General features: G+C 39.1%; 22 protein-coding genes, 3 tRNA genes, 1 pseudogene and 1 other annotated feature. Of the genes and pseudogenes, 5 read left to right on the top strand and 21 right to left on the bottom strand.

Annotation, left to right across the window (positions count from 1 at the left end; all coding sequences use genetic code 11):
• Positions 1–2 precede the first annotated feature (2 nt).
• The 7 genes from INP94_RS05830 to lpcA all read right to left on the bottom strand — a co-directional run bounded on the left by INP94_RS05830 (position 3) and on the right by lpcA (position 5,558).
• Positions 3–893: a 5' nucleotidase, NT5C type gene (locus INP94_RS05830; protein ID WP_054418185.1), complete on the bottom strand. Its 891-nt coding sequence runs from the start codon at positions 891–893 to the stop codon at positions 3–5.
• A 58-nt stretch (positions 894–951) separates the two neighbouring features.
• Complete coding sequence (locus INP94_RS05825; RefSeq protein ID WP_196332328.1) at positions 952–1,908, bottom strand: helix-turn-helix transcriptional regulator; 957 nt, start codon at positions 1,906–1,908, stop codon at positions 952–954.
• An 89-nt stretch (positions 1,909–1,997) separates the two neighbouring features.
• Complete coding sequence (gene artM / locus INP94_RS05820) at positions 1,998–2,681, bottom strand: arginine ABC transporter permease ArtM (protein WP_054418188.1); 684 nt, start codon at positions 2,679–2,681, stop codon at positions 1,998–2,000.
• Complete coding sequence (artQ, locus tag INP94_RS05815) at positions 2,681–3,352, bottom strand: arginine ABC transporter permease ArtQ (protein WP_049370085.1); 672 nt, start codon at positions 3,350–3,352, stop codon at positions 2,681–2,683. Before artQ ends, artM begins: the two co-directional genes overlap by 1 nt.
• A 3-nt stretch (positions 3,353–3,355) precedes the next feature.
• Positions 3,356–4,075, bottom strand: a complete 720-nt coding sequence (locus INP94_RS05810) for an arginine ABC transporter substrate-binding protein (protein ID WP_049370084.1) — start codon at positions 4,073–4,075, stop codon at positions 3,356–3,358.
• 11 nt (positions 4,076–4,086) lie between these two features.
• A complete protein-coding gene (gene artP / locus INP94_RS05805; RefSeq protein WP_049370083.1) occupies positions 4,087–4,824 on the bottom strand; it encodes an arginine ABC transporter ATP-binding protein ArtP in 738 nt (245 codons plus the stop codon).
• Positions 4,825–4,973: 149 nt separating this feature from the next.
• The gene (lpcA, locus tag INP94_RS05800) at positions 4,974–5,558 is read right to left on the bottom strand and encodes a D-sedoheptulose 7-phosphate isomerase (RefSeq protein WP_014065007.1); all 585 of its coding nucleotides are present in this window, start codon (positions 5,556–5,558) and stop codon (positions 4,974–4,976) included.
• A gap of 200 nt (positions 5,559–5,758) precedes the next feature.
• On the opposite strand from lpcA, the gene INP94_RS05795 reads away from it, so the two are divergent.
• Positions 5,759–6,568 (top strand): DNA ligase, encoded by an 810-nt coding sequence (locus INP94_RS05795; RefSeq protein WP_197542979.1) that lies wholly within the window; start codon positions 5,759–5,761, stop codon positions 6,566–6,568.
• A gap of 52 nt (positions 6,569–6,620) precedes the next feature.
• Here INP94_RS05795 and trxA read toward each other — a convergent pair whose 3' ends face one another.
• Positions 6,621–6,944: a thioredoxin gene (gene trxA / locus INP94_RS05790; RefSeq protein ID WP_005696559.1), complete on the bottom strand. Its 324-nt coding sequence runs from the start codon at positions 6,942–6,944 to the stop codon at positions 6,621–6,623.
• A gap of 117 nt (positions 6,945–7,061) precedes the next feature.
• The gene (locus tag INP94_RS05785) at positions 7,062–8,171 is read right to left on the bottom strand and encodes a methionine biosynthesis PLP-dependent protein (RefSeq protein ID WP_111326697.1); all 1,110 of its coding nucleotides are present in this window, start codon (positions 8,169–8,171) and stop codon (positions 7,062–7,064) included.
• Positions 8,172–8,426: 255 nt separating this feature from the next.
• Between INP94_RS05785 and INP94_RS05780 the strand changes: the two genes are divergently transcribed.
• The 3 genes from INP94_RS05780 (at position 8,427) to INP94_RS05770 (ending at position 8,698) form a co-directional block, all read left to right on the top strand.
• Positions 8,427–8,502 (top strand) — tRNA-Gly (locus tag INP94_RS05780).
• Between the two features lie 7 nt (positions 8,503–8,509).
• Positions 8,510–8,583 (top strand) — tRNA-Cys (locus tag INP94_RS05775).
• A gap of 28 nt (positions 8,584–8,611) precedes the next feature.
• A tRNA-Leu gene (locus INP94_RS05770) sits at positions 8,612–8,698 on the top strand.
• Positions 8,699–8,856: 158 nt separating this feature from the next.
• Here the strand turns inward: INP94_RS05770 and INP94_RS05765 are convergent.
• The 7 genes and pseudogenes from INP94_RS05765 to thrA form a co-directional block, all read right to left on the bottom strand.
• Positions 8,857–10,245 (bottom strand): annotated as a pseudogene (locus INP94_RS05765) (cytochrome-c peroxidase).
• Between the two features lie 231 nt (positions 10,246–10,476).
• Positions 10,477–11,364, bottom strand: coding sequence for a protease modulator HflC (hflC, locus tag INP94_RS05760; RefSeq protein ID WP_197542978.1), 888 nt, complete (start codon positions 11,362–11,364; stop codon positions 10,477–10,479).
• Positions 11,364–12,605 carry an FtsH protease activity modulator HflK gene (hflK, locus tag INP94_RS05755; protein WP_197542977.1) on the bottom strand — a complete coding sequence of 414 codons (1,242 nt, stop codon included), beginning with the start codon at positions 12,603–12,605 and terminating at the stop codon, positions 11,364–11,366. The genes hflC and hflK overlap by 1 nt, the downstream gene beginning before the upstream one ends.
• 128 nt (positions 12,606–12,733) lie before the next feature.
• A complete protein-coding gene (locus INP94_RS05750) occupies positions 12,734–13,444 on the bottom strand; it encodes a 4'-phosphopantetheinyl transferase family protein (RefSeq protein ID WP_197542976.1) in 711 nt (236 codons plus the stop codon).
• 144 nt (positions 13,445–13,588) lie between these two features.
• Positions 13,589–14,863 carry a threonine synthase gene (gene thrC, locus INP94_RS05745; protein ID WP_197542975.1) on the bottom strand — a complete coding sequence of 425 codons (1,275 nt, stop codon included), beginning with the start codon at positions 14,861–14,863 and terminating at the stop codon, positions 13,589–13,591.
• A gap of 77 nt (positions 14,864–14,940) precedes the next feature.
• Entirely contained in the window at positions 14,941–15,885 is a 945-nt protein-coding gene (gene thrB / locus INP94_RS05740; protein ID WP_197542974.1) for a homoserine kinase, read from the bottom strand.
• Positions 15,886–15,897: 12 nt separating this feature from the next.
• Positions 15,898–18,345, bottom strand: coding sequence for a bifunctional aspartate kinase/homoserine dehydrogenase I (gene thrA / locus INP94_RS05735; RefSeq protein ID WP_197542973.1), 2,448 nt, complete (start codon positions 18,343–18,345; stop codon positions 15,898–15,900).
• Between the two features lie 31 nt (positions 18,346–18,376).
• Positions 18,377–18,492: a sequence feature (Thr leader region), on the bottom strand.
• Between the two features lie 163 nt (positions 18,493–18,655).
• On the opposite strand from thrA, the gene INP94_RS05730 reads away from it, so the two are divergent.
• Positions 18,656–19,360 (top strand): YggS family pyridoxal phosphate-dependent enzyme, encoded by a 705-nt coding sequence (locus tag INP94_RS05730; RefSeq protein ID WP_197542972.1) that lies wholly within the window; start codon positions 18,656–18,658, stop codon positions 19,358–19,360.
• A 57-nt stretch (positions 19,361–19,417) separates the two neighbouring features.
• Here INP94_RS05730 and murA read toward each other — a convergent pair whose 3' ends face one another.
• Genes murA through mlaD form a run of 5 tightly spaced genes read right to left on the bottom strand, consistent with a single transcriptional unit; the run spans position 19,418 to position 22,493 of the window.
• Positions 19,418–20,698, bottom strand: a complete 1,281-nt coding sequence (gene murA, locus INP94_RS05725) for a UDP-N-acetylglucosamine 1-carboxyvinyltransferase (protein ID WP_197542971.1) — start codon at positions 20,696–20,698, stop codon at positions 19,418–19,420.
• 8 nt (positions 20,699–20,706) lie between these two features.
• Positions 20,707–20,964 carry a BolA family protein gene (locus INP94_RS05720; protein ID WP_049380103.1) on the bottom strand — a complete coding sequence of 86 codons (258 nt, stop codon included), beginning with the start codon at positions 20,962–20,964 and terminating at the stop codon, positions 20,707–20,709.
• Between the two features lie 13 nt (positions 20,965–20,977).
• Positions 20,978–21,313 carry an STAS domain-containing protein gene (locus tag INP94_RS05715; protein WP_197542970.1) on the bottom strand — a complete coding sequence of 112 codons (336 nt, stop codon included), beginning with the start codon at positions 21,311–21,313 and terminating at the stop codon, positions 20,978–20,980.
• Between the two features lie 4 nt (positions 21,314–21,317).
• Positions 21,318–21,965 carry a phospholipid-binding protein MlaC gene (gene mlaC / locus INP94_RS05710; protein WP_049384365.1) on the bottom strand — a complete coding sequence of 216 codons (648 nt, stop codon included), beginning with the start codon at positions 21,963–21,965 and terminating at the stop codon, positions 21,318–21,320.
• A gap of 21 nt (positions 21,966–21,986) precedes the next feature.
• Positions 21,987–22,493: an outer membrane lipid asymmetry maintenance protein MlaD gene (gene mlaD, locus INP94_RS05705; protein WP_005699261.1), complete on the bottom strand. Its 507-nt coding sequence runs from the start codon at positions 22,491–22,493 to the stop codon at positions 21,987–21,989.
• Positions 22,494–22,496 lie beyond the last annotated feature (3 nt).

The raw sequence follows: 22,496 nt of genomic DNA, 5'->3' as shown, positions 1-22,496 counted from the left end.
TTTCAGGCTCCTTTTTCTTCTAAAATTTCATCAATCTGTCTATCTCTAGCCATCATGCCAAAAATATTCCCTGCTTTATAAAGGGGTTGATAAGCATAGCTTTCAATGTGCAAGAATGGCTTATCTGAAAGGCGTTGGAAATATTGTTTTAGCTGTGATTTTGAGCGTAATAACTCGTCATATTCGGCTTGAATATGGGCACTCATTGCTTCAATACGCATTTTAAATTCATCACTGAGATAAGGGCTGATAATTAAATAGACCGTTTTGTGTTCAGTTGCTGTTTCATCCGCATAAACACATGCCAAATTAAACACTTGCCATTTATAACGATCGGCAAAAGCACCAATGATTCGGCTTTGCTCCTCATTTTCAACTTGCACGAGGGCTGCTGGCTTTTTCAAGCAATCTTGCAAAATATCACTTGGCGTAAAAGGGCCACAGTCCAAATAAGATAGTACGCAGTTCCAGTTAGCAAATTGTTCAGTACCAAAATGTAAGTGTTTACCTTCGAATTTATCCGCCCCATTTTTAGTGCGATCATCAATTAAATAATCGCCTTGGTTTAAGTTTTTATGGTGAGATAAAATTAACCGCTTGTATAATGCTGAGCCTTTTTCTTCGCCGAAATAATGCTGGATCCATTTTACTTTATCGCTCCAAGCGGATGGATTATGCCAAGGAGCGGTAGAAAGTGCGTAAATATGATATTTCTTCATCAATTTATGGACGGCAGAAATCGCGTTTGGCATGGGTTCCATTAAGCTAAAAATGCCCTCAACCTCATCATATCGACCTTCATACTCTTGCTTGGTTTTCTCATCTAATTTTGCAATACCCGACGGAAAATCAACCATCACATTATCCATATCAATATAAACAATTTTCTTCATTTTAATGCCCTCTATGTTGATGGCTTAATGATAAAAGATGAAGCGACAATTCATGTCGTTAGGTATTTTTGTCTAAATAAGTGCGGTCAATTTCTTGGTAATCTTCACCAAAATGGGCAATCCACCACTCCAGCATGGCGCTCTCAATCACGGTCGCTGAAATTTCATATTCAGAGCCATAATCTTTTACTGTTTGATCAGTTGATAATGGCGTTTCTGTCAAAAATCTACCTGTTTCTTTATCAATACGGAAAGTTAGGCGAATTTTCTTACCCGAACTGAAACCAAAGTTTTGGCTTTCAATATGCATTTTTAGACTAAATTTCGGGCGTTCAAATTGCATCGTACTGACATTAACTGAAATAAATCGATGTAATGCAAGATGTCTAATCGCCCCACTCTCATATTGAACTACCAAATAAGTACTTGGTCCTTGTTGCACTAATGCAAGAGGTTTAACTTGAGCATCACGTATATTTCCATCATTCTTACGATAGCTCATGTTAATGTATTTATTATGATAAAGAGCAATACTTACTTTATTAAATACTTCAGGATCAATCTTTGCAGGTAATAATGGCTGGCTAGTTGGAGCAATCCCCGCTTTATTCAACCATTCAGAGGCTTCCTTTTTCTGATTTTTGCCATAAGCTAAATTATATTCTGCCTGTTTAAAAAAACCGTCCATCGACTGCATAATATTGGTTGGTAAAATACCGGTTAAATATTGTTTTGCCAGCATCAACACTAATGATTGCTGTTCATTTAAAATTGGCATATCCAACCCTTTTGCATCAGGCTTCCAACGATAGCTATAGGGTTTATCATTGGTATTGCAATCAATTTCAAACTGCTCACATAATGTATTCAATGCACGCTGAATACTGCGCAAATCACGCTCAATACCTAATGCGAGCAATTTTTCTCGCAGTTCTAATGAGCTGATGGAATAGTTTTTCGGAATTAAACGTAATAGTTCGAGGTGGAATTTTAGGGAAGATGATTCGGACATAATTGCCTCATAAATAGAAATATTTTCTTTAATCATATAAAAAATCGGGCAATTTTTAAACTGCCCGATTTGTCTCTATTTTTGACCGCACTTTATGCTTTGGCGGTATCAATACGTTCAAATGCTAACACTTTATTTTCTAACTGACGGAGTAATAAAGTGGCAATACCAGTAATGATGAGGTAAATACCGCCTGCGATACCATAGATAGTCAGTGCATCATATTCTGTTCCATAAAGTTGGCGTGCATATCCCATGATATCCATAATCGTAATCGTCGAAGCCAACGCTGTACCTTTAAATACCAAGATAATTTCATTGGTATAAGAAGGAAGTGCTCGCTTTAACGCATAAGGAATTAAGATTTTTAACGTCTGCATACGACTTAACCCTAATGCCGCACAGCTTTCCCATTGACCTTTAGAGATCGCTTTTACTGCCCCATGGAATAATTGGGTTGAATAAGCGGCACTATTCAATGCTAAAGCTAATGCTGCACAGAACCATGCGTTGGAGAATAATCCCCATAATGGACTGTCTACCAACCATTGGAATTGGCCAGGGCCTGCATAAATTAAGAAAAATTGCACTAAAAGCGGGGTCCCTGTAAATAAAACAAGGAATAAATTGACCGCACTTTTCACCAATTTATTGCCGATAGAAAGCAAGAAGGTTAGTCCCAATGCTAAGAAAAAGGCAATAAACAAAGATACGACTGTAAGCAACAGGCTAGTCGGAATGCCTTGAGCAATCACTGCTAAATACTCTTGAAACATTATTCGACTCCCCGTTCAAATCGAGTGAAACGTAATTCTAATTTGCGAATACCCGCTTGGCTGATCAACGTAATCACTAAATAAATCAACGCAGCAATACCATACCAAGTAAAAGGTTCATGAGTATTTGTATTAATGTATCCTGCCTGGCGCATTAAATCATCAACACCAATTAATGACACCAATGCCGTATCTTTTAATAACACGAGCCATTGATTGCTTAAGCCTGGTAAAGCGTGTCGCCATACTTGCGGCATAATCAAATGAATGAAAGTATAAGGTCGGCTTAATCCTAATGCTGCACCTGATTCCCACTGTCCTTTTGGAATAGCTTGGATCGCACCACGTAAGGTTTGTGAAGCATAAGAGGCAAAAATCAAAGACAATGCAAATACACCACAACCAAAGGCGCTGAATTCGATATACTCACCCGTCAGCATTTCCACAACTTGGGTTGAACCAAAATAAATCAGTAGAACCACCAAGATTTCCGGTAAACCACGCAATAAAGCGATCACAACAGAAACTGGTTTCGCAATAAAGACATATTTATTCGCTTCTAAAGCCGTAAAAATAATACTGAGCAATAAACCGACAATTAACGAGCAAATAGCAAGCCCTAAGGTCATTAGGGCTGCATGTCCAATTAATGTAAGATAATCATAAAACATAGATTATTTTGTCATCCATTTGTCATAGATTTTTTGGTATTCACCATTTGCTTTCACGGTTTCTAAACCTTTATTTAAGCTTTCTAGCAATTCTTTGCTTGATTTATTCACCGCGATACCTAAACCATTACCGAAATATTTTTTGTTAGTCACTTTCTCGCCAACAAATTGAATTTCAGGCTCTTTAGAAATCATATCAGACAATACGGCTGTATCACCGAAGATGATATCAATACGACCATTTTTTAAGTCTAAGATCGCATCTTGTAAGCTTGCATAAGATTTTGCATTATATTGCTTGGTTTCTGCTGCGGTATATTGTTGGAATGTTGTTCCGTTTTGAACACCAATTGTTTTTGCTGAAGCTAAATCTGCTTTGCCTTTTAAAGCGACATAACTTGCTGTGCTGTCATAATACGCATTAGAAAATGAAACTTGTTTTGCACGCGCTTCAGTAATATCCATTGCAGAAATCGCTGCATCAAAACGTTTTGCTTTCAAGCTTGGAATTAATGCATCAAAAGATTGGCTTTTGAAATGACAAGTCGCTTGGATTTCTTTACAAATTGCATTCGCTACATCCACATCAAAACCGATAATTTCACCTTTTTCATTTGTTGTTTCAAATGGCGGGTAGCTCGGCTCCATCGCGAAAGTGATTTCTTGTGCATTTGCAGCAAAAGCTGAGCCCATTAACATTGCGCTTAAAAGTAATTTTTTCATGTTGTGTTTCCTTATTCTGAGTGTGAAAGATATTGTTTAAATTGTTCGGTTTTTGGATTATCAAAGCAATCTGCACTGCCCATTTCAATAATCTTACCTTGTTCCATATAGACGACCTTGGTCGCCACTTTTTGTGCCACGTTCACTTCGTGGGTCACAATCACCTGAGTAATACCTGTTTGTTGAAGCTCTTTAATGATATCAACAACTTGAGCTGTAATTTCAGGATCCAGTGCTGCCGTTGGTTCATCAAACAGCAACACTTGTGGTTTCATCATTAATGCTCGAGCAATAGCAACACGTTGTTGCTGACCGCCTGATAAGTGAAGAGGAAAACGATCGGCATGCTCTTCCAAACGTAAACGTTTTAAAAGTTCTAATGCATCTTTTTTCGCTTCTTCTTCGCTAATGCCTAATACTTTTTGGGGCGCTTCAATTAGGTTTTCAATCACCGTTAAATGCGGCCAAAGATTGTATTGTTGAAATACCATGCCGACATCTTGACGAAGTTGACGAATGGCTTTCGGATTATTATTCGCTTGAGACAAATCAAAATGATTATTCGCAATATGCAATTCACCAGAGGTCGGCACTTCTAATAAATTTAATGTACGGATTAACGTACTTTTTCCTGCACCACTTGGTCCAAGTAACACCACGGTATCGCCTTCTTGTGCATCAAGATTGATATCAAACAATGCCTGTGATGAACCATAAAAGAAATTCAAATTTTTAACACTAATCGCCATACTAAGTTTACTGCTATCCTCTCTTGATTTCTAAGAATGAATAAATATTACTTTTTAATGATTAATTATGCAAGTGCTTTTGTAAAAAAATCCCAAAAAACTTTTTGGGATCTTTAAATCATTGAATTTTAAACCGCACTTATCGTGAATTAGGCCTCTTTCGCCATCTCAAATTCAACTAGCATCATCAAAATATGAATCACTTTGATGTGGATTTCTTGAATACGATCTGCATAACCGAAGTGTGGCACACGAATTTCAACATCCGCTAAGCCTGCCATTTTACCGCCATCTTTACCAGTCATCGCAATCACTTTCATGCCTTTTGCTTTCGCGGCTTCAATCGCATTTAAGATATTTTTAGAATTACCTGATGTCGATAATCCAAATAAAACGTCGCCTTCTTTACCCACTGCTTCAACAAAGCGAGAGAAAACATATTCATAACCAAAGTCATTACTTACACAGCTTAAATGACTCACATCTGAAATTGCAATCGCAGGATAACCTGGACGATTTTCACGATAACGACCAGTGAGTTCTTCTGCAAAGTGCATGGCATCACAGTGAGAACCACCATTACCGCAAGATAATACTTTACCGCCATTTTTAAAGCTTTCCGCTAACAATTTAGCTGCTTTTTCAATGAGTTTGATGTTGTTATCATCTGAAACAAACTTATTTAATACATCTTGCGCTTCCACAAGCTCAGCTTTAATTTGATCAAAATACATTTTATTCTCCTTAAAAATTAAAATTCGAAATAGCGTTGGCATTGTATAGCGTTCATTTCAAATAATCTAGCGCTCTTTCTTATCTATCTATTTTCCAGCCTACTTCTCATTATTTTGCGATATCTATCGCAAATCCAGTTAAAAACACTTCAAAAAATGACCACACTTTTTAAACTCAATAAATTTAAAAAGGAGAGATTATGCGAGTAGTTTATTTATTACTTTACCTTCTATTCAGCCAAATAACTTGGGCGAACGAGCGTGATTTAATGCTATTAGGCACTTATGAAAACCAAGATGTTCAAGGTTGGGTGATGTCTGAAAAATTAGATGGGATACGAGGTTATTGGGACGGCAAAACATTATTAAGTCGTCAAGGGCTGCCCTTGCCTGCGCCGACCTATTTTACCGCTCAATTTCCACCTTTTGCCATTGATGGCGAACTTTTTAGTGAACGTAATCAATTTGAAGAAATTGCTTCTATCACGAAATCCTTTAAAGGTGATAATTGGGCAAAATTAACACTTTATGTTTTTGATGTGCCTAATGCATCAGGCAATCTCTTTGAGCGTCTCAAAATCTTAGAAGATTATTTGAAAGATCATCCTACGCCTTATATCAAGGTTATTCCGCAAATTCCAATTCGAGATAAAACACATTTATTCGAGTATTTGCATGAAGTAGAATCGAAAAAAGGTGAAGGGATTGTGTTACGCAATCCTCATGCGCCTTACGAAAGAAAACGCAGTACACAAATTTTAAAGTTAAAAAGCACTTATGATGAAGAATGCACCGTGATAGCACATCACAAAGGGAAAGGACAATTTAAGAATATACTCGGCTCGCTCACCTGTGAAAATCATCGTGGGAAATTCAAAATTGGTTCAGGATTTAATCTGAGTGAGCGCGAAAATCCACCACCTATTGGCAGCACGATTACCTACAAATATCGTGGATTAACTAATTCTGGAAAACCTCGTTTTGCCACTTATTGGCGAGAGAAAAAATAAGAGCGGTCAAAACATCGCTATTTTTGACCGCTCTTTATATTTGATAACTCAATTATAGGTGTTGATTAATAAACGCCGCTAATTGATTTTTTGGTAATGCACCCACTTGTGTAGCAACAAGTTGGCCATTTTTGAAAAGTAGTAAAGTTGGGATACTACGTACACCAAATTGACCTGCCACTAATTGGTTGTCATCTACGTTGATTTTAACGATTTTTGCTTTACCTGCAAATTCAGGTGCGATTTCATCTAAAATTGGCGCAATCATTTTGCAAGGGCCACACCATGGCGCCCAGAAATCCACTAATACTGGAATATCAGATTGCACAACAGTAGTTTCAAAATCTGCATCATTAATATGTAATACTTCGCTCATTTTTGTTTCCTTATTTAATAAGGTGCTGACGAATCAACACCTAACGTTAATTAACGCTGTGCATAATAACACAAGGTATATTGGATTGCACAGATTAGTCCGATTGATAAAAACTAATTACTTAAGCTGTGCAAATGCCTGTAATAAATCGGCTTTGATGTCTTCTACATCTTCTAAGCCAACAGAAAAACGCAATAATGTGTTTGTAATACCACGAGCGACGCGTTCTGCTTCTGGAATATCCATATGGGTTTGGGTCGCAGGATAAGTAATAAAACTTTCTGTACCGCCTAAGCTTTCAGCAAAGGTAATCAACTTGATCGATTTTAAGAACGTATTTACCCAATTTTCATCTTTCAAACGGAAAGATAGCATTCCGCCTTTGTTTGGATATAACACGCTATCAATTTGTGGCTGTTCGCGTAAAAATTCTGCAATCGCCTTCGCATTATCTTGATGGCGTTTCATACGTAATGAAAGGGTTTTCATTCCACGCACGGTTAACCAAGAATCAAACGGCGAAAGTACGGCACCTGCACCATTTTGAATATAGGCGATACGATCACAAAGTTCTTGCCCTTTCGCAATAATCAAGCCCACTAAGCTATCATTATGACCCGCAATATATTTTGTACCGCTATGAATGACAATATCTGCGCCTAAATCTAATGGACGAGATAGTACAGGAGTTAAGAAAGTATTGTCTACAATCATTAACAAGTTGTGTTTTTTCGCTAATTTTGAAATTTCTACCACATCACACTCTTCCATTAATGGATTAGATGGAGTTTCAATAAAAATCGCTTTTGTATTCGCTGTAATCGCAGCTTCAATTTCAGCTAAAGAAGCTGTATTCACATAAACGGGTTTTACACTGTTGTTATTTTTATAGGCAAAATCCAATAAACGATAAGTCCCACCATATACATCACTTGACACAATCCATTCATCAGGGCCTTTAAATAGGTTCATTAACACTTGAATTGCCGCCATGCCGGAGGAAAAGGCAAAACCACGATCTCCATTTTCTAATTTTGCTACGGTATCTTCCAAAACACTACGCGTTGGGTTTTTCGTACGTGTATAATCAAACCCGGTACTTTCACCAATCCCGTGGTGGCCATAAGCCGTTGAAAGATAAATAGGTGTAGAAACCGCACCAGTGCGCTCATCACTGCGATTTCCCGCTTGGGCTAATAATGTATCGATAGAATATTGTTGTGTCATAATTTACCTCTAAAACATGCAAAAATTTGACCGCGCTTTTCTTGATTTAATGGCGAACAAAACGCTCCAATTTTGTCACAAACCCAATCACGATAAAAGTAGAAATTGAAAACTAAGCTAAAATTATATTCTTGTGTCAAATTTTGCTGTAATTTCAACCGAAACGAAGATTTTTTCAACATTTGAATTTTTTTTTAAGATCTTCGATTGACAGAATTTCAAATTCCCGTAAAATGCACCGCACTAACAGCGTATGCGGGAATAGCTCAGTTGGTAGAGCACGACCTTGCCAAGGTCGGGGTCGCGAGTTCGAGCCTCGTTTCCCGCTCCAAACTAACGGCGTGTTAGCAAAGCGGTTATGCACTGGATTGCAAATCCATGTAGCTCGGTTCGACTCCGGGACACGCCTCCATAACCACGCAGTTAGTTAATCACTCGATGCCCGAGTGGTGGAATCGGTAGACACAAGGGATTTAAAATCCCTCGCCTTTCGAGGCGTGCCAGTTCAAGTCTGGCTTCGGGCACCATTTTAAATATAAAAAGAAGATTGTCGCGTAAGCGGCTTTTTTTTATGCCTAAAATTTAGCTTTTCTGTTTTTTGACTAAGTCATTTATGATTTGTATCTAACTAAAACGCACAAAAAAACGACCGCACTTGCGGTCGTTTCTATTTACAGTTAAAGGATTATTTTAATTTTTCACCTTTAAATTCACCTGTTAAGCTTTCTAAGAAAGATGTGATATCTTCAATATCTTTTTGAGCTGGCTGTTTCACATTACTTTGGTATTTCAACATTGCACTAACCGCATCTTTTAATTCTTTTGCAGAAGCATCATGGAAATACGGTGCAGTAAGCACGACATTACGTAAAGTTGGCACTTTGAAGCGATGCATATCGAATGGATCTTTCGTTTGAGCAAAGCGACCTTCATCGGCATCAGTTAATGGCGTACCACGATCTTTAAAGTAATCGCCGTAGAGTCCCATGTACTCATAAGATTGTCCACCCATTGCTACACCTGTATGGCAAGTATCGCATTTATGCTGTTTGAATAACTCATAACCGCGAACTTGTTGCTCGGTTAAAGCTGTTTTATCCCCTTTTAAATAACGGTCGAAATCACTATTTGGCGTAATTAATGTTTTTTCATATTCACCAATCGCGTGAGTTAAGGTTTCTTTCGTCACTTGTGGATATTCTTTTAAGAATTCTTTTTTAAATTCTTCATCCATTTCAAAACGTGCAACGATGTCATCCCAAGAATGCGACCCCATCTCTACCGGATTTGTTGGAGGACCTTTAGCTTGATCCGCTAAATCTGCTGCACGGCCATCTCAGAATTGCACAAAGTTAAACGCAGCATTAAATACGGTTGGTGCGTTAATTGGACCTTTTTTACCTTCAATCCCTGTTGAGGTTTCAAGTCTATCCACACCACCTTTATCTAATTGGTGACAAGTGTGACATTGAATAGAACCATCGCCTGATAAACGACCATCAAAGAAAAGATCATGACCTAATGCAACCTTTGCTTCATCAGTCGCAATACTGTCTGGAATCGGTTGAACTAAACGATCGGCATCAACATTGGGTGTTTCTTTTGGTAAAGACATTTTACGTGCTTCACGAATCCAGTTAAGCAATGCCACTTTTTCTTGCTCATCTGGTTTACTTCCCCAGTGAAGATGTCTGAATTTAGCAATTGGCATTTCATTATTTTCAAGCACACGCTGTAGTTTTGCTAAATCAGCTTGGGATAATTTGCTCGGATCTTTTAAGCCTTCAAGTAAACGATCTAGGCGGAAAGCACGAAGCCCACTTTGAATATCCGATTGCATTTCATCACCCACAATCGGGAATTTTGAATAAAATGGAAGAGGTGTGTTTGGACTATGGCAATATTGGCAGCTATTATCAAATAAGGCTTTTGCCACTTTTTCTTGTTCGCCAGTATAGCGATTTTCCATTAAAAGTTGGGTCGCATTCTCTTTATCAAATTGGTGTAGATACCCCACAACGCCCAAATAACCTAAGATAGCAATGGCTGCACCGCCAATAATCAGTTTTTTCATCTAATAATCCTCCAAACGATCAATAAACATAAAAAAGAAACGTAAATCTTAAAGTAAGGTGATTATGCCAAAAAATTGACTTATATTTTGTATGGATTTAATTAACTTTGGCTATGGATTCGATTGATTGCATTAAAGACTGTTTTACTTTATAAATGAAAATTCCCTAAAAATTAAGCAATAAAAAATGCGGTTATTTCTAACCGCACTTTACTTTTCATTATCTCTTGTTTATTTCTTTGGCGCTTGCATAAAGCGGAAGAAATCACTGTCTGGTTTCAAAATCATCATATTATCTGAACCTTCAAAGCTGCTTTCATAGGCTTTTAAGCTACGAATAAAGCTATAAAACTGGGGTTCTTGTGCAAAAGCTTGAGAATACAATTTTGCTGCAGCTGCATCACCACTACCTCGTAATTCTTGTGCTGTTTTATTTGCATTCGCTAAGATCAAGGTGACTTTACGATCCACATCCGCTTGAATGAACGCCGCTTTTTCTTTACCTTGCGAACGATGTTCACGGGCAACCGCATCACGCTCTGCACGCATACGTTGGTAAATCGAAGAAGAGACTTCATCCGGTAAATTGATTTGTTTTACGCGAACATCAACGACTTCAATCCCTAATTCAGAGGTACTATCCTGCCCTGAATTTAGCGCTTTTTTCGCCCCCGCCATTAATTCACCACGCGTACCTGAAACGATATCTTTAATTGTACGAGTACCAATTTCTGAACGCAGACGGTCATTCACTTTACGGCTTAATAAGCTTGAAGCTTGGTTATAATCACCACCACCCGTTGCAGTATAGAAACGACCGAAATCGCTGATTCTCCATTTCACATAGGAATCCACCAACAAGTCTTTTTTCTCGACTGTCACAAAACGAGTAGCAGAGCCATCAAGGGTACGAATACGCGCATCAAGCACTTTAATGCTATCAATTAAAGGCAATTTAAAATGCAAACCTGGTTCATACACAACCACTTTGTTTTCTGCATCACGTTGTACTTTGTTAAAACGCAACATGATGCCACGAGTGCCTTCAGTTACAACCACCATGCTGGAATATAACACTGCAGCAATCACCACAATAATCGGAAGTAAGAATTTACGCATTAGTTAAATCTCCCTTGGCGAATGCCTTCATTTGGTTGAACCGGTTGAACCGCTTGTGTTTCTACACGACGTTCCTGTGTTGAAACAGGCGCAGAACTGACCGCACTTTCAGAAGTAGTGGTCACTGGCTTAGTCGTCTTTTTACCCATTAATTGCTCTAATGGCAATACGGTTAAATTGTTACCATTATTGCTATCTAGCATCACTTTAGGTGTATTTGCCATGACTTTTTCCATGGTTTGAATATAAAGACGCTCTTTTAACAAATCAGGCGCCGCTTTAAATTCAGGTAGAAGACGTTGTAAACGTTCTACTTCCCCTTGAGCATCAAGTACAACACGATCTTTATAAGCCGTTGCTTCTTCCACGATACGCTGAGCATCACCACGAGCGATTGGCTCTTTCTCACGAGCATAAGCTTCTGCTTCACGAATGTAACGTTGTTCGTCTTCCTGTGCTTTAATCGCATCATCGAAAGCATCTTTCACTTCTTCTGGTGGACGTGCAGATTGGAAGTTCACGTCAATCACTTCAAGTCCCATATCATAAGGTTTGATAATATCGTTCAAGGCTTTCCATGTATCTTCACGTACCACGGCACGACCAGTTGTCAGCACATCATTCATAGTCATATGACCAATCACATAACGAAGTGCACTGTCTGTCGCTTGCCCAAGGCTATTATCCGCATTGCTTACGCTAAACAGGTATTTTTCAGGATTTTGCACGCGATATTGTACGGTCATTTCCACTTTAACCATGTTTTCATCTTTGGTTAACATTGCACCTTGCGTTTTAAGCTCACGAACTTGTTCTACATTCACTGGAATCACTTTATCAATAAAGGTTGGTTTCCAGTTTAAACCGGGTTGAACGATAGAATGAAACTCGCCAAAACGTAACGTCACGCCACGTTCTGCTTCTTTAATAGTGTAAAAACCGCTTGCGCCCCAAATAATCCCTCCGATTACTGCGGCGATCGGTAAAATTTTACCTAAATTAAATGAAGGCATATTAGGCGAAGTATTATTTGAACCGCCTTTTTTATTGCCACCACCTAGTTTTTTCAACAGATTATTAAATACCTCTTCAATATCTGGCGGTGATTGCTCCTGATTCTTATTGTCTCGCGCGCCCCAGCCATTTTCATTTTGCTTATCTGATGAATTATCTGACTGTTTTGGACCGCTACTCTGTCCCGGTTTACCCCAAGGATCTTGATCTGGACCGTTTTGCGACATTACGTTCTCCATTTGTCTAAAATTTTTAATGAGTTTAACGAAATTAATGGGGTTAGTCTATGAAAATACAAGTGACAATGCAAATTTTACAAAATAAAAAATCCTTGAATATTTTCAAGGATTTTCTTTTATTCATTTACTTGGTAAATCAAGGATTTTTTTATATTTTTTTCTTCTAATTCTTTTCCATTCCATTGATAAAAGTGCGGTTGGATTTTTGACTGATTAATAAATGCCGCAAAGTAAAAAGGTAATTCATCGGTAAAAAGCAACTGCCCTTTCGGACAATAATCTGAAAAGATCTGTAACCGCGCTGGTAAATGTACCACACTTGAAAGTTTTACAATCCCAACACCTTGTGATTTCAATACCGCCTCACGCAAACACCAACAGCGATAAAAAGCCTGCTCCTCATTAAGTTGTTTAGCAAACCATTCTTGCTCTGCTTGTGGCGCAAAATGCGCCATGAGTGCAGAAAAATTTCGTTTTTGGGGAAATTCAATATCAATACTGACCGCACTTTTTTCTGATTTATTAATATGCAGCAATACAGCGACCCAATCGCCCGAGTGACTAATATTAAAATCAATATTCTCCACTGGAAATTGTGGTCTACCACTTTGCGTACGATAAATTTGCCCTAAAATTGCGGTTGATTTTCCCGCTTTTTTTAGCAACTTCCAAAGTAAAAAATGAGCCAATCGACGACATTGATGACGTTGCGTTATCCGAGAATTTCCCTGCGGTTCAGTACGCAAATTTTCAGGGACAAGATCCGTAGGGATTTCATCAAAAGGAAAAGGTTGTTGAATATTGGCATAGGCAATAAAAGTTGTCATAAAATAATGAATAAACACGCAAGTTTTCTTGCATTATAAAAGGAAATCCACCGCACGCCAACGGAACCCAAAAAGAAAGGGCGTTTATCCCGCCCTTTTGAGCAATAAAACAAAAGTGCGGTCAAAATCAACCGCACTTTTTTATTATTTCAACAAATATGCACGTAGTTGTGCAAAATCGTCATCCATTTCATCAGAAAGTAATGGCAATTTATTGTGTTTATCCAACGCTTCTGGCAATGGAAGATCGAGCGAAAGAATACGCTCAACAGACTCTTTAAATTTCGCTGGATGTGCCGTACATAAGAAAATACCGGTTTCATCCGCTTTAAGTTGATCTTTCAATACTTGATAGGCGATCGCGCCGTGTGGTTCACATAAATAACCTTTTGCATGCATCGCTTTTAAGGTTTCTTCTGTTTCGCTATCGCTTAACATACCAGAACCTAAATCACTTAAATTCCAACCGTTACGTTTAAATAACTCTTCGACACGAGGCCAGTTGTTCGGGCGACTAACATCCATCGCATTAGAAAGCGTCGCTACGGTCGCTTTAGGTGCCCAATTACCTGATTCTAAATAACGTGGCACGGTATCGTTCGCATTGGTTGATGCAATAAAGCGTTTAATCGGTAAACCCAATGTTTTTGCGATTAAACCTGCCGTTAAGTTACCGAAGTTACCACTTGGTACGGAAACCACGACATTATCACGTTTTTCTTGTGGTAACTGTGCGACCGCTTCAAAGTAATAACAAACTTGAGCCAATAAACGGCTGATATTGATGGAGTTCGCTGAGTTTAAACCAATCGCTTGACGCAGTTCTGCATCATCAAATGCTTGTTTGACTAACGCTTGGCACGCATCGAAATCGCCATTAATCGCCACAGTGCGAATATTGCCACCTAAAGTACAGAAGAGTTTTTCTTGTAATGGGCTGATTTTGCCTTTCGGATATAAAATCACCACATTGATATTTTCCAACCCGTAAAATGCGTGGGCAACCGCTGCGCCAGTATCACCAGATGTTGCCGTTAAAATGGTAATTTTGCCATCACCACGCACTGCAGCGAGCGCTTGCGCCATAAAACGACCGCCAAAGTCTTTAAATGCTAAAGTTGGACCATGGAATAATTCAAGCGCATAAATATTGTCTTCTACTTTTTCTAATGGTGCCGTAAAGGTGAACGCATTTTTCACCATTGCATCTAAAGTGGCTTTCGGTAATTCTTCACCGATTAATGCGCCAAGAATTTTTTGGCTACGTTCAACCAATGGTAAGGATAATAACTCGTCAATATTGGTTAAAGCGGGGATCGTTTCCGGAAAGAACAAACCTTGATCTTTGCCAAGTCCTTGACGTACTGCTTGCGCAAAATTCACTTGTTCTTCAGGGTGTTTGATGTTGTACAAATTCATTGTATATCCGTTAATTATAGAGTTTTAATAAAATGTTATTCCCCTCTTATAAAAGAGGGGATAAAGCGATTAGTTATTTAACCGAGCTCTCTCGCGCCATCATTATCGACCTTACAAACGTGCACAAAGCCTTCATTGTTTTGTAAATAATGATTTTCTAAATAAGTCGCCAGTTTTGTTGCCGTTTGTAAATCGGGTGCAATGGAGAAAATCGTTGGGCCTGAGCCTGAAATCCCCGTCGCTAACGCGCCTAAATCACGCGTAGCTTGTTTCACTTCTGCGAAGTTGGGTAATAAAGCCTCACGGTAAGGTTCTGCAATCACATCTTTCATCATCATCGCAGCAAGGTTTTCTTGATGCGTGTGACATGCGTGCACAAAGCCACCTAAATGACGACCATGAAAAATCACATCTTGACGCGTGTAGCTTTTCGGTAAAATTGCACGCGCTTCAGCAGTTGAAACCTCAATACCTGGATAAGCTAAGACCCAATACCAATTATCAAAAAATGGCAGTTTTTGGCAAATGTTACCGAGGGATTGTACCATAAATTGTACACCGCCTAAGTAACAAGGTGCCACATTATCATAATGGATAGAACCTGAAATACGACCTTCTAGCTCTCCCATCATTTCTAACAGTTCCATTTTTGAGAATGGTTCATCGTGGAATTTATTTAATGCCACTAATGCAGCCACGATAGAGCACGCACTTGACCCCAATCCCGAACCAATCGGCATATTTTTTTCAAGGGTTAAACGCAATGGTTTAACTCTCACATTGCGTAATTTTAATTGCTCACTAAACAGTACATAAGCCTGATACACGATATTTTTTTGCGGCTCTTTTGGCAATTTACGCACAAAATAGCCCGCACTTTCGAGCTCAAAACCACTTGGAATAGACTCAATCTGTACGACATCACCTAATAATGAACCATCAATCGGTGAAATGGCTGCACCTAATGTGTCAAACCCTACACTAATATTGGCACTCGATGCCGGAGCATAAATTCTTAACATGTTATGTCCTTCTTAGTGGTGTAATGTTCTTAAAATATCAGCAAAGATGCCCGCTGCAGTCACTGCATTACCCGCACCGTAACCACGTAATAACAATGGAATTGGTTGATAATAACGCGTGTAGAATGCAAGGGCGTTTTCACCGTCTTTCACCTTGTACAATGGATTATTTTGATCCACAGCGATGATTGATACCTTGCAGTGACCATCTTTAATTTGTCCTACGTAACGCAGTACTTTGCCTTCTGCTTTCGCCGCTTCAACGCGTGCTTTAAATTCCGCATCTAATTGTGGCAACATTGCCATAAATTCATCTGCAGATTTACCTTCAGAGAAGCCTTTTGGCAATACCCCTTCCACTTCCACATCGGAAAGCTCAAGTTCTAACCCTGCTTCACGCGCTAAAATAAGCAATTTACGTGCCACATCTTGCCCCGATAAATCATCACGAGGATCTGGCTCAGTAAAGCCTTTTTCACGTGCAAGTGCGGTCACTTCTGAAAGAGAAAGTCCTTCTTCTAATTTACCGAAGATGAAAGAAAGTGAGCCCGACAAAATGCCTTCGAAATACTCAAGCTCATCACCCGCTGCCAATAAATTCTGTAAGTTTTCGATAACCGGTAAGCCAGCGCCTACGTTGGTTTCGTACAGGAATTTATGTTGGCTTGCTTGTGCATTGCGACGTAATTCGTGGTAATAGGCTAATTCACGCGTATTCGCTTTTTTATTTGGGGTTACCACATGGAAGCCTTCTTTTAATGCGCGCGCATAAAGCCCAGCAACCGATTCAGCTGTTGTACAATCTACAAAGACTGGATTCACTACGTGATGCAACTTAATGAAAGATAACAACACATCGAAATCAGAAGGTTGGGTCGCATTTTCAAGATCTGCTTTCCAATTATCTAAATTCAATCCGTTTTCATTCAAAAGCATTTTTGTTGAATTCGCTAACGCACAAACTCGGATTTCAATGTCCTTCTTTGCGAGATATTCTTTTTGGTGTTTGATTTGTTCAATTAACTCACCACCAACGCCACCAACGCCGACTAGAAACATATCAACAACTTTTTTGTTATTAAAAAGCGCTTGGTGAGTCGCTTTTACAGCTTCAATCGCTTTATTTTGCGCCACTACGGCTGAAATTGAACGCTCAGAAGAACCCTGTGCAATTGCGACTAAGCTGATATTCGCTTGTGCCAATGCAGAGAAGAAACGAGCCGCGATACCTTTAGCTTGTTTCATACCATCACCTACAACTGAGATGATAGAAAGATCTTTTGCGACTTCAATAGGTTCTAAGTCATGCGCTTTTAATTCTGTCGCAAACTCTTGTTCTAAAACCGCTTTTGCTGCATCCGCTGATTTCACTGGTACACAGAAACTAATGCTGTATTCAGAGGACGATTGCGTAATTAAAATAACTGAAATACCGGCTTTTGACATCGCTGAGAATACGCGAGCTGCCATCCCCACCATACCTTGCATACCAGGACCTGAAACATTGAACATTGCCACGTTATCAAGGTTAGTAATCCCTTTTACTTGTAACCCTTCAGATTTCACATGGCCATCGATTATTGAACCCGGTGCAGATGAATTACCGGTATTTTTAATCACACAAGGGATTTGTTTTGGTAATAATGGACCAATTGTACGTGGATGGATCACTTTCGCACCAAAATAAGAAAGCTCCATCGCTTCACGGTAAGAAAGGCTTGGTAATAAACGTGCATCTGGTACTAAACGTGGGTCACAAGTATAAACGCCATCCACATCAGTCCAAATTTCACAAACAGATGCATCTAAACAAGCCGCTAAACAAGCCGCTGAATAATCAGAGCCGTTGCGGCCTAATAACACTAATTCACCTTTATCATTACATGCAGTAAAACCAGCCATTAGAACCACTTTATCTTTACCGATACTTTTCGCATCAACGCGTTTTGTGGATTCGTCAATATCAACTGAAGATTCTAAGTAACCACCTTGTGCTAATAATTGTTTAACAGGATCAACAATGTGAACACTATACCCACGTGCTTCAAACCACGCTTTCATCATCGCAATCGATAATTTTTCACCACGGCAGTCAATGGTTGCTTTAACTTTATCTTCTACTTTTCCTGCTTGGCGAATTTCTTCTAATAAACCTTTAATTTGAGCAAATTCCGCATCAATGAGGGCTTTGGTGCCCGCAAGATCAAATTTATTATTTTCAGCGTGTAAACCATTAATGATGTTATAGAAAATCTCAATGGCTTCGTTAAAGTGGGTATCAGTAGGTTGGTTTAATGCGGCTTTTTCAGAGAGGGCAACAAGATGGTTAGTAATTTTAGCTGGAGCGGATAAGACACCAGCCGCCTGCTCTTCTAAATGAGCTTTTTCGATTAATTGAGCCGCTTGCGAGAAACGCTCAGGGTTGGCTAATGAAGTGCCACCAAATTTTAATACGCGCATGATAATATCCTCAGATGTTGTGATTTTTAAATACTAAAAAACCCGCACTAGACTGAATGCGGGTTTTCTTGATCCTGTTTGTTATGCACTAACCCGCCCCATTAATTGTCGTAATGGTCATAATAATGGTGGTAATCGTGAAAGTGCGGTTATTTTTCATTGTATTTTTACCTTGAAAAAAAGATGTGTTTAGAAATACCGAAAAAGCGCAGGCTTGTCAAACACAAAATCAAAAAAATGAAGATTTTTTCTAAAAATCATCGCTTTGGTGTAGAATGAAGAGAGTTTCACATTGGTCAGGAAGGGAATTATGACAATTCAACAAGCACTCGAAACCATCCATCAAAAAATCCAAGACGCCACACAACTCGCTCATCGCCCTGAAAATGCGGTCACTTTATTAGCGGTTTCTAAAACGAAACCCAATGAAGCGATTTTAGAAGCCTATCATGCAGGACAAAAAGCATTTGGGGAGAACTACGTTCAAGAAGGTGTAGATAAAATTCAGTATTTTGAAGCACAGAATATTCAGCTTGAATGGCATTTTATTGGCCCATTGCAATCCAATAAAACGCGTCTTGTGGCTGAACATTTCGATTGGATGCAAACGTTAGAACGTGCAAAAATTGCCGATCGTTTAAATGAACAACGCCCTGCCAATAAAGCTCCGCTGAATGTTTTAATTCAAATTAATATCAGTGATGAAGCGAGTAAATCAGGCATTCAACCAAGTGAAATGATTGAGCTTGCAAAACACATTGAAAATCTACCGCACTTACGTTTGCGTGGATTAATGGCGATCCCTGCTCCAACAGACAATATTGCTGAACAAGAAGCGGCTTTTAGCCAAATGGAACAATTATTTGAGCAGCTTAAAGTCGCTTTCCCTCATCAACAAATTGATACGCTTTCGATGGGAATGACCGATGATATGCAAAGTGCTATAAAATGCGGTTCAACCATGGTTCGCATCGGTACGGCCATTTTTGGGGCGAGAGATTATTCGAAAAAATAATGAATAGAAAATAAAAGAGCGGTCAATATTGACCGCTCTTTTTTTATCTGGATTTCATTAAACTTCTTCGCTCTTTTCAGAGAAACGTTCAATCTTCGCACCTAAACAACGAAGTTTATCTTCAACGTGCTCATAACCACGATCGATGTGGTAAATACGATCTACGATAGTTTCACCACTTGCGATACAACCGGCTAATACAAGGCTGATTGATGCGCGTAAATCTGTTGCCATCACTTCGGCACCAGAAAGATGCTCAACACCATGACACACTGCAGTATTGCCTTCAATCTCCGCTTTACCACCCATACGAATTAATTCTGGAATATGCATAAAGCGGTTTTCAAAGATGGTTTCAGTGATGATACTTGTACCTTCTGCCACCATGTTTAACAAGGTGAACTGCGCTTGCATATCAGTTGGGAAACCTGGGTGTGGTGCAGTACGAATATTAACAGCTTTTGGACGATTACCGTGCATATCCAACATAATACTATCTTCTGTGACTTCAACTTCTGCACCTGCTTCACGAAGTTTATCAATCACAGCATCCATGGTATCCGCTTTGGTATTTTTACATACCACGCGACCACCTGAAATAGCACCTGCAATTAAGAATGTCCCGGTTTCAATACGATCTGGCACAATGCTGTGCTCGCAGCCAGTTAAACGCTCAACACCTTCAACGACAATGTGATCCGTACCGGCACCTGTAATTTTTGCGCCCATTTTGTTGAGGAAATCAGCTGTATCGACAATTTCTGGCTCACGTGCGGCGTTTTCAATCGTTGTTGTACCTTCAGCAAGCGTTGCAGCCATCATGATAGATAAAGTCGCACCAACGCTCACTTTTTCCATCACAATACGTGTACCCACCAGACGCTCTGCGACAACGGCTTTTACATAACCTTCATCAAGCTCAATCGTTGCGCCGAGTTTTTCTAAGCCGCTAATATGAAGATCAACCGGACGCGCTCCAATTGAACAACCACCTGGTAAAGAAACTTGACCTTGATGAAAACGAGCCACCAAAGGTGCTAATGCCCAAATAGAGGCACGCATGGTTTTTACTAATTCATATGGCGCAACGAAATGATCAATTTTAGAACAATCTAATAATACTGCACCTTCAGCATCACGCTCTGCCACCACGCCAAGTTTGCGTAAGATTTTTAAGGTGGTATCGATATCTTTGAGTTCCGGTACATTTGTTAATTTAACCGGCTCAGTCGCCAAAATGGCGGCAAAAAGAATAGGAAGTGCAGCATTTTTTGCACCAGAGATGGTTACAGTACCACTTAAGCGAGATTGCCCGCCATAAACACGAAATTTTTCCATAGAAAATCCTAGCTTGCTTGATGTAATAGACGATCCATTTTCCACTTTGCAGTGGTATAGGTTTTAATGGTTAAAGCGTGAATTTCGCCAGTTTGGAAATAAGGCATTAATGGCGCGTAGATAGTTTGTTGCTGTTTTAATTTAGAAAGTGCAGCGATCTCATCGCTCACCACAATCACACCAAAGTGTGCATTTTCACCTTGAGCATAAACCTCATCTACATTCAGGCTTTCTTTTAAAATACGTTCAATTTCTTGCAGTTCCATTAGGATTTCCGTTTTAATGATGATCAATAAAAGTGCTAATCCAATGAGATAAATTCACTAAATCAGCAAGGGTTAATAGCTGTTCCGGCGGATTTATCAACCGCACTTTTTTATTTGGTAACTGCTGACTATCATGTAGAAAATCACACAATAATGCAAAACCAGCTGAATCAATTCGTTTAATATTCGTTAAATCAAATTCAATGGTACTTTGATTCGCTAGCTTTTCTGATAAAAAAGAAGCACGTTGCTGCCATAATGGTAACAACGTGTTGCAGGATAGCTCCCCAGATAATTGGAGAGCTATCTTATCATTATTTTGGATTAAATCCCACTTTAACGCAGTCATTCGCTTATTTGCTCAATGTCACAGGTGCTGCAGCAGATTTTTGAATTTGAGCTGTTAAAGCATCAATACCTTGTTGACGTAAAATACCGCTCCATTCGTTTTGTTTGGTGACAACCATGCTCACGCCTTCTGCAACCATGTCATAGGCTTGCCATTCGCCCGTTTTACTGTTTTTACGCCATTTGAAATCTAATTTAATTGGCGCTTGTCCACCATTTTGCACGATGTTTACACGAATGCTTACAAGGTTTTTGTCGCCTACTTCTTTAGCCGGTTCAATTTGAATATTTTGATCGGTGTAAGCGGTTAACACTTGCGCGTAAGCTTGTTCGATAAAATCGCTGAATGCTTTAAAGAATTTTTCACGTTGTTCTGGTGTGGTTGATTTAAAGTATGAACCCAACACTAAAGAACCTGCATAGTTTACTTGCACGTAAGGTAATAAATCATTACGCACGATTGTACGTAAATAGTTTGGATCCTTTTTAATTTTTGCCTGATTGTTTTTGATATCGGCAAATAACTTATCTGATGCTTGTTGCATCAACACATAAGGGCTTGTTTCTGCACGTACAGTTTGAGTCACAAAAAGTGCGGTCACTGCAAATGCCATTACGCTAAACCATTTTTTAAACTGAGTAAATTTCATCATAAATCTCCTAAATAAAGATTATTATTTTACATCTGATTCTGCTTTGTCAGCATTACCGTCTGCTTTTTTATCACCGTAAAGGAACTGGCCGATTAAATCTTCCAATACCATTGCGGATTTAGTGTCTTGAATTTGGCTACCGTTTTTTAACATCGCGGTTTCACCATCATCAAAGCCCATACTTAAGGCGATATATTGTTCGCCCAATAATCCCGATGTTTTGATCGATAACGAACTGTTTTCCGGAATTTCTTTATATTCTTCATTAATCGCAATGCTTACTTTTGGCAAGTAAGATTTTTCGTCTAACGTAATGTCAGACACGCGACCAATGACTACCCCACCAAGTTTAAGTGGTGCACGGACTTTTAGTCCACCAATATTGTCAAAAGTTGCAGTTACTGTGTAAGATTTTGTTTCACCAAAACCTTGTACATTTGCCACACGTAAGCCTAAAAATACTAACGCAGCGATACCGAGTAGTAAAAATAAGCCTACCCAAAATTCATATTTAATTGTTTGTCGCATAAA

Origin of the sequence: Haemophilus parainfluenzae (assembly GCF_014931395.1) — a bacterium.
Classification (GTDB): Bacteria; Pseudomonadota; Gammaproteobacteria; order Enterobacterales; family Pasteurellaceae; genus Haemophilus_D.
Note: the sequence above shows the minus strand (reverse complement) of the source record. Positions and strands in the feature narration are given on the sequence as shown.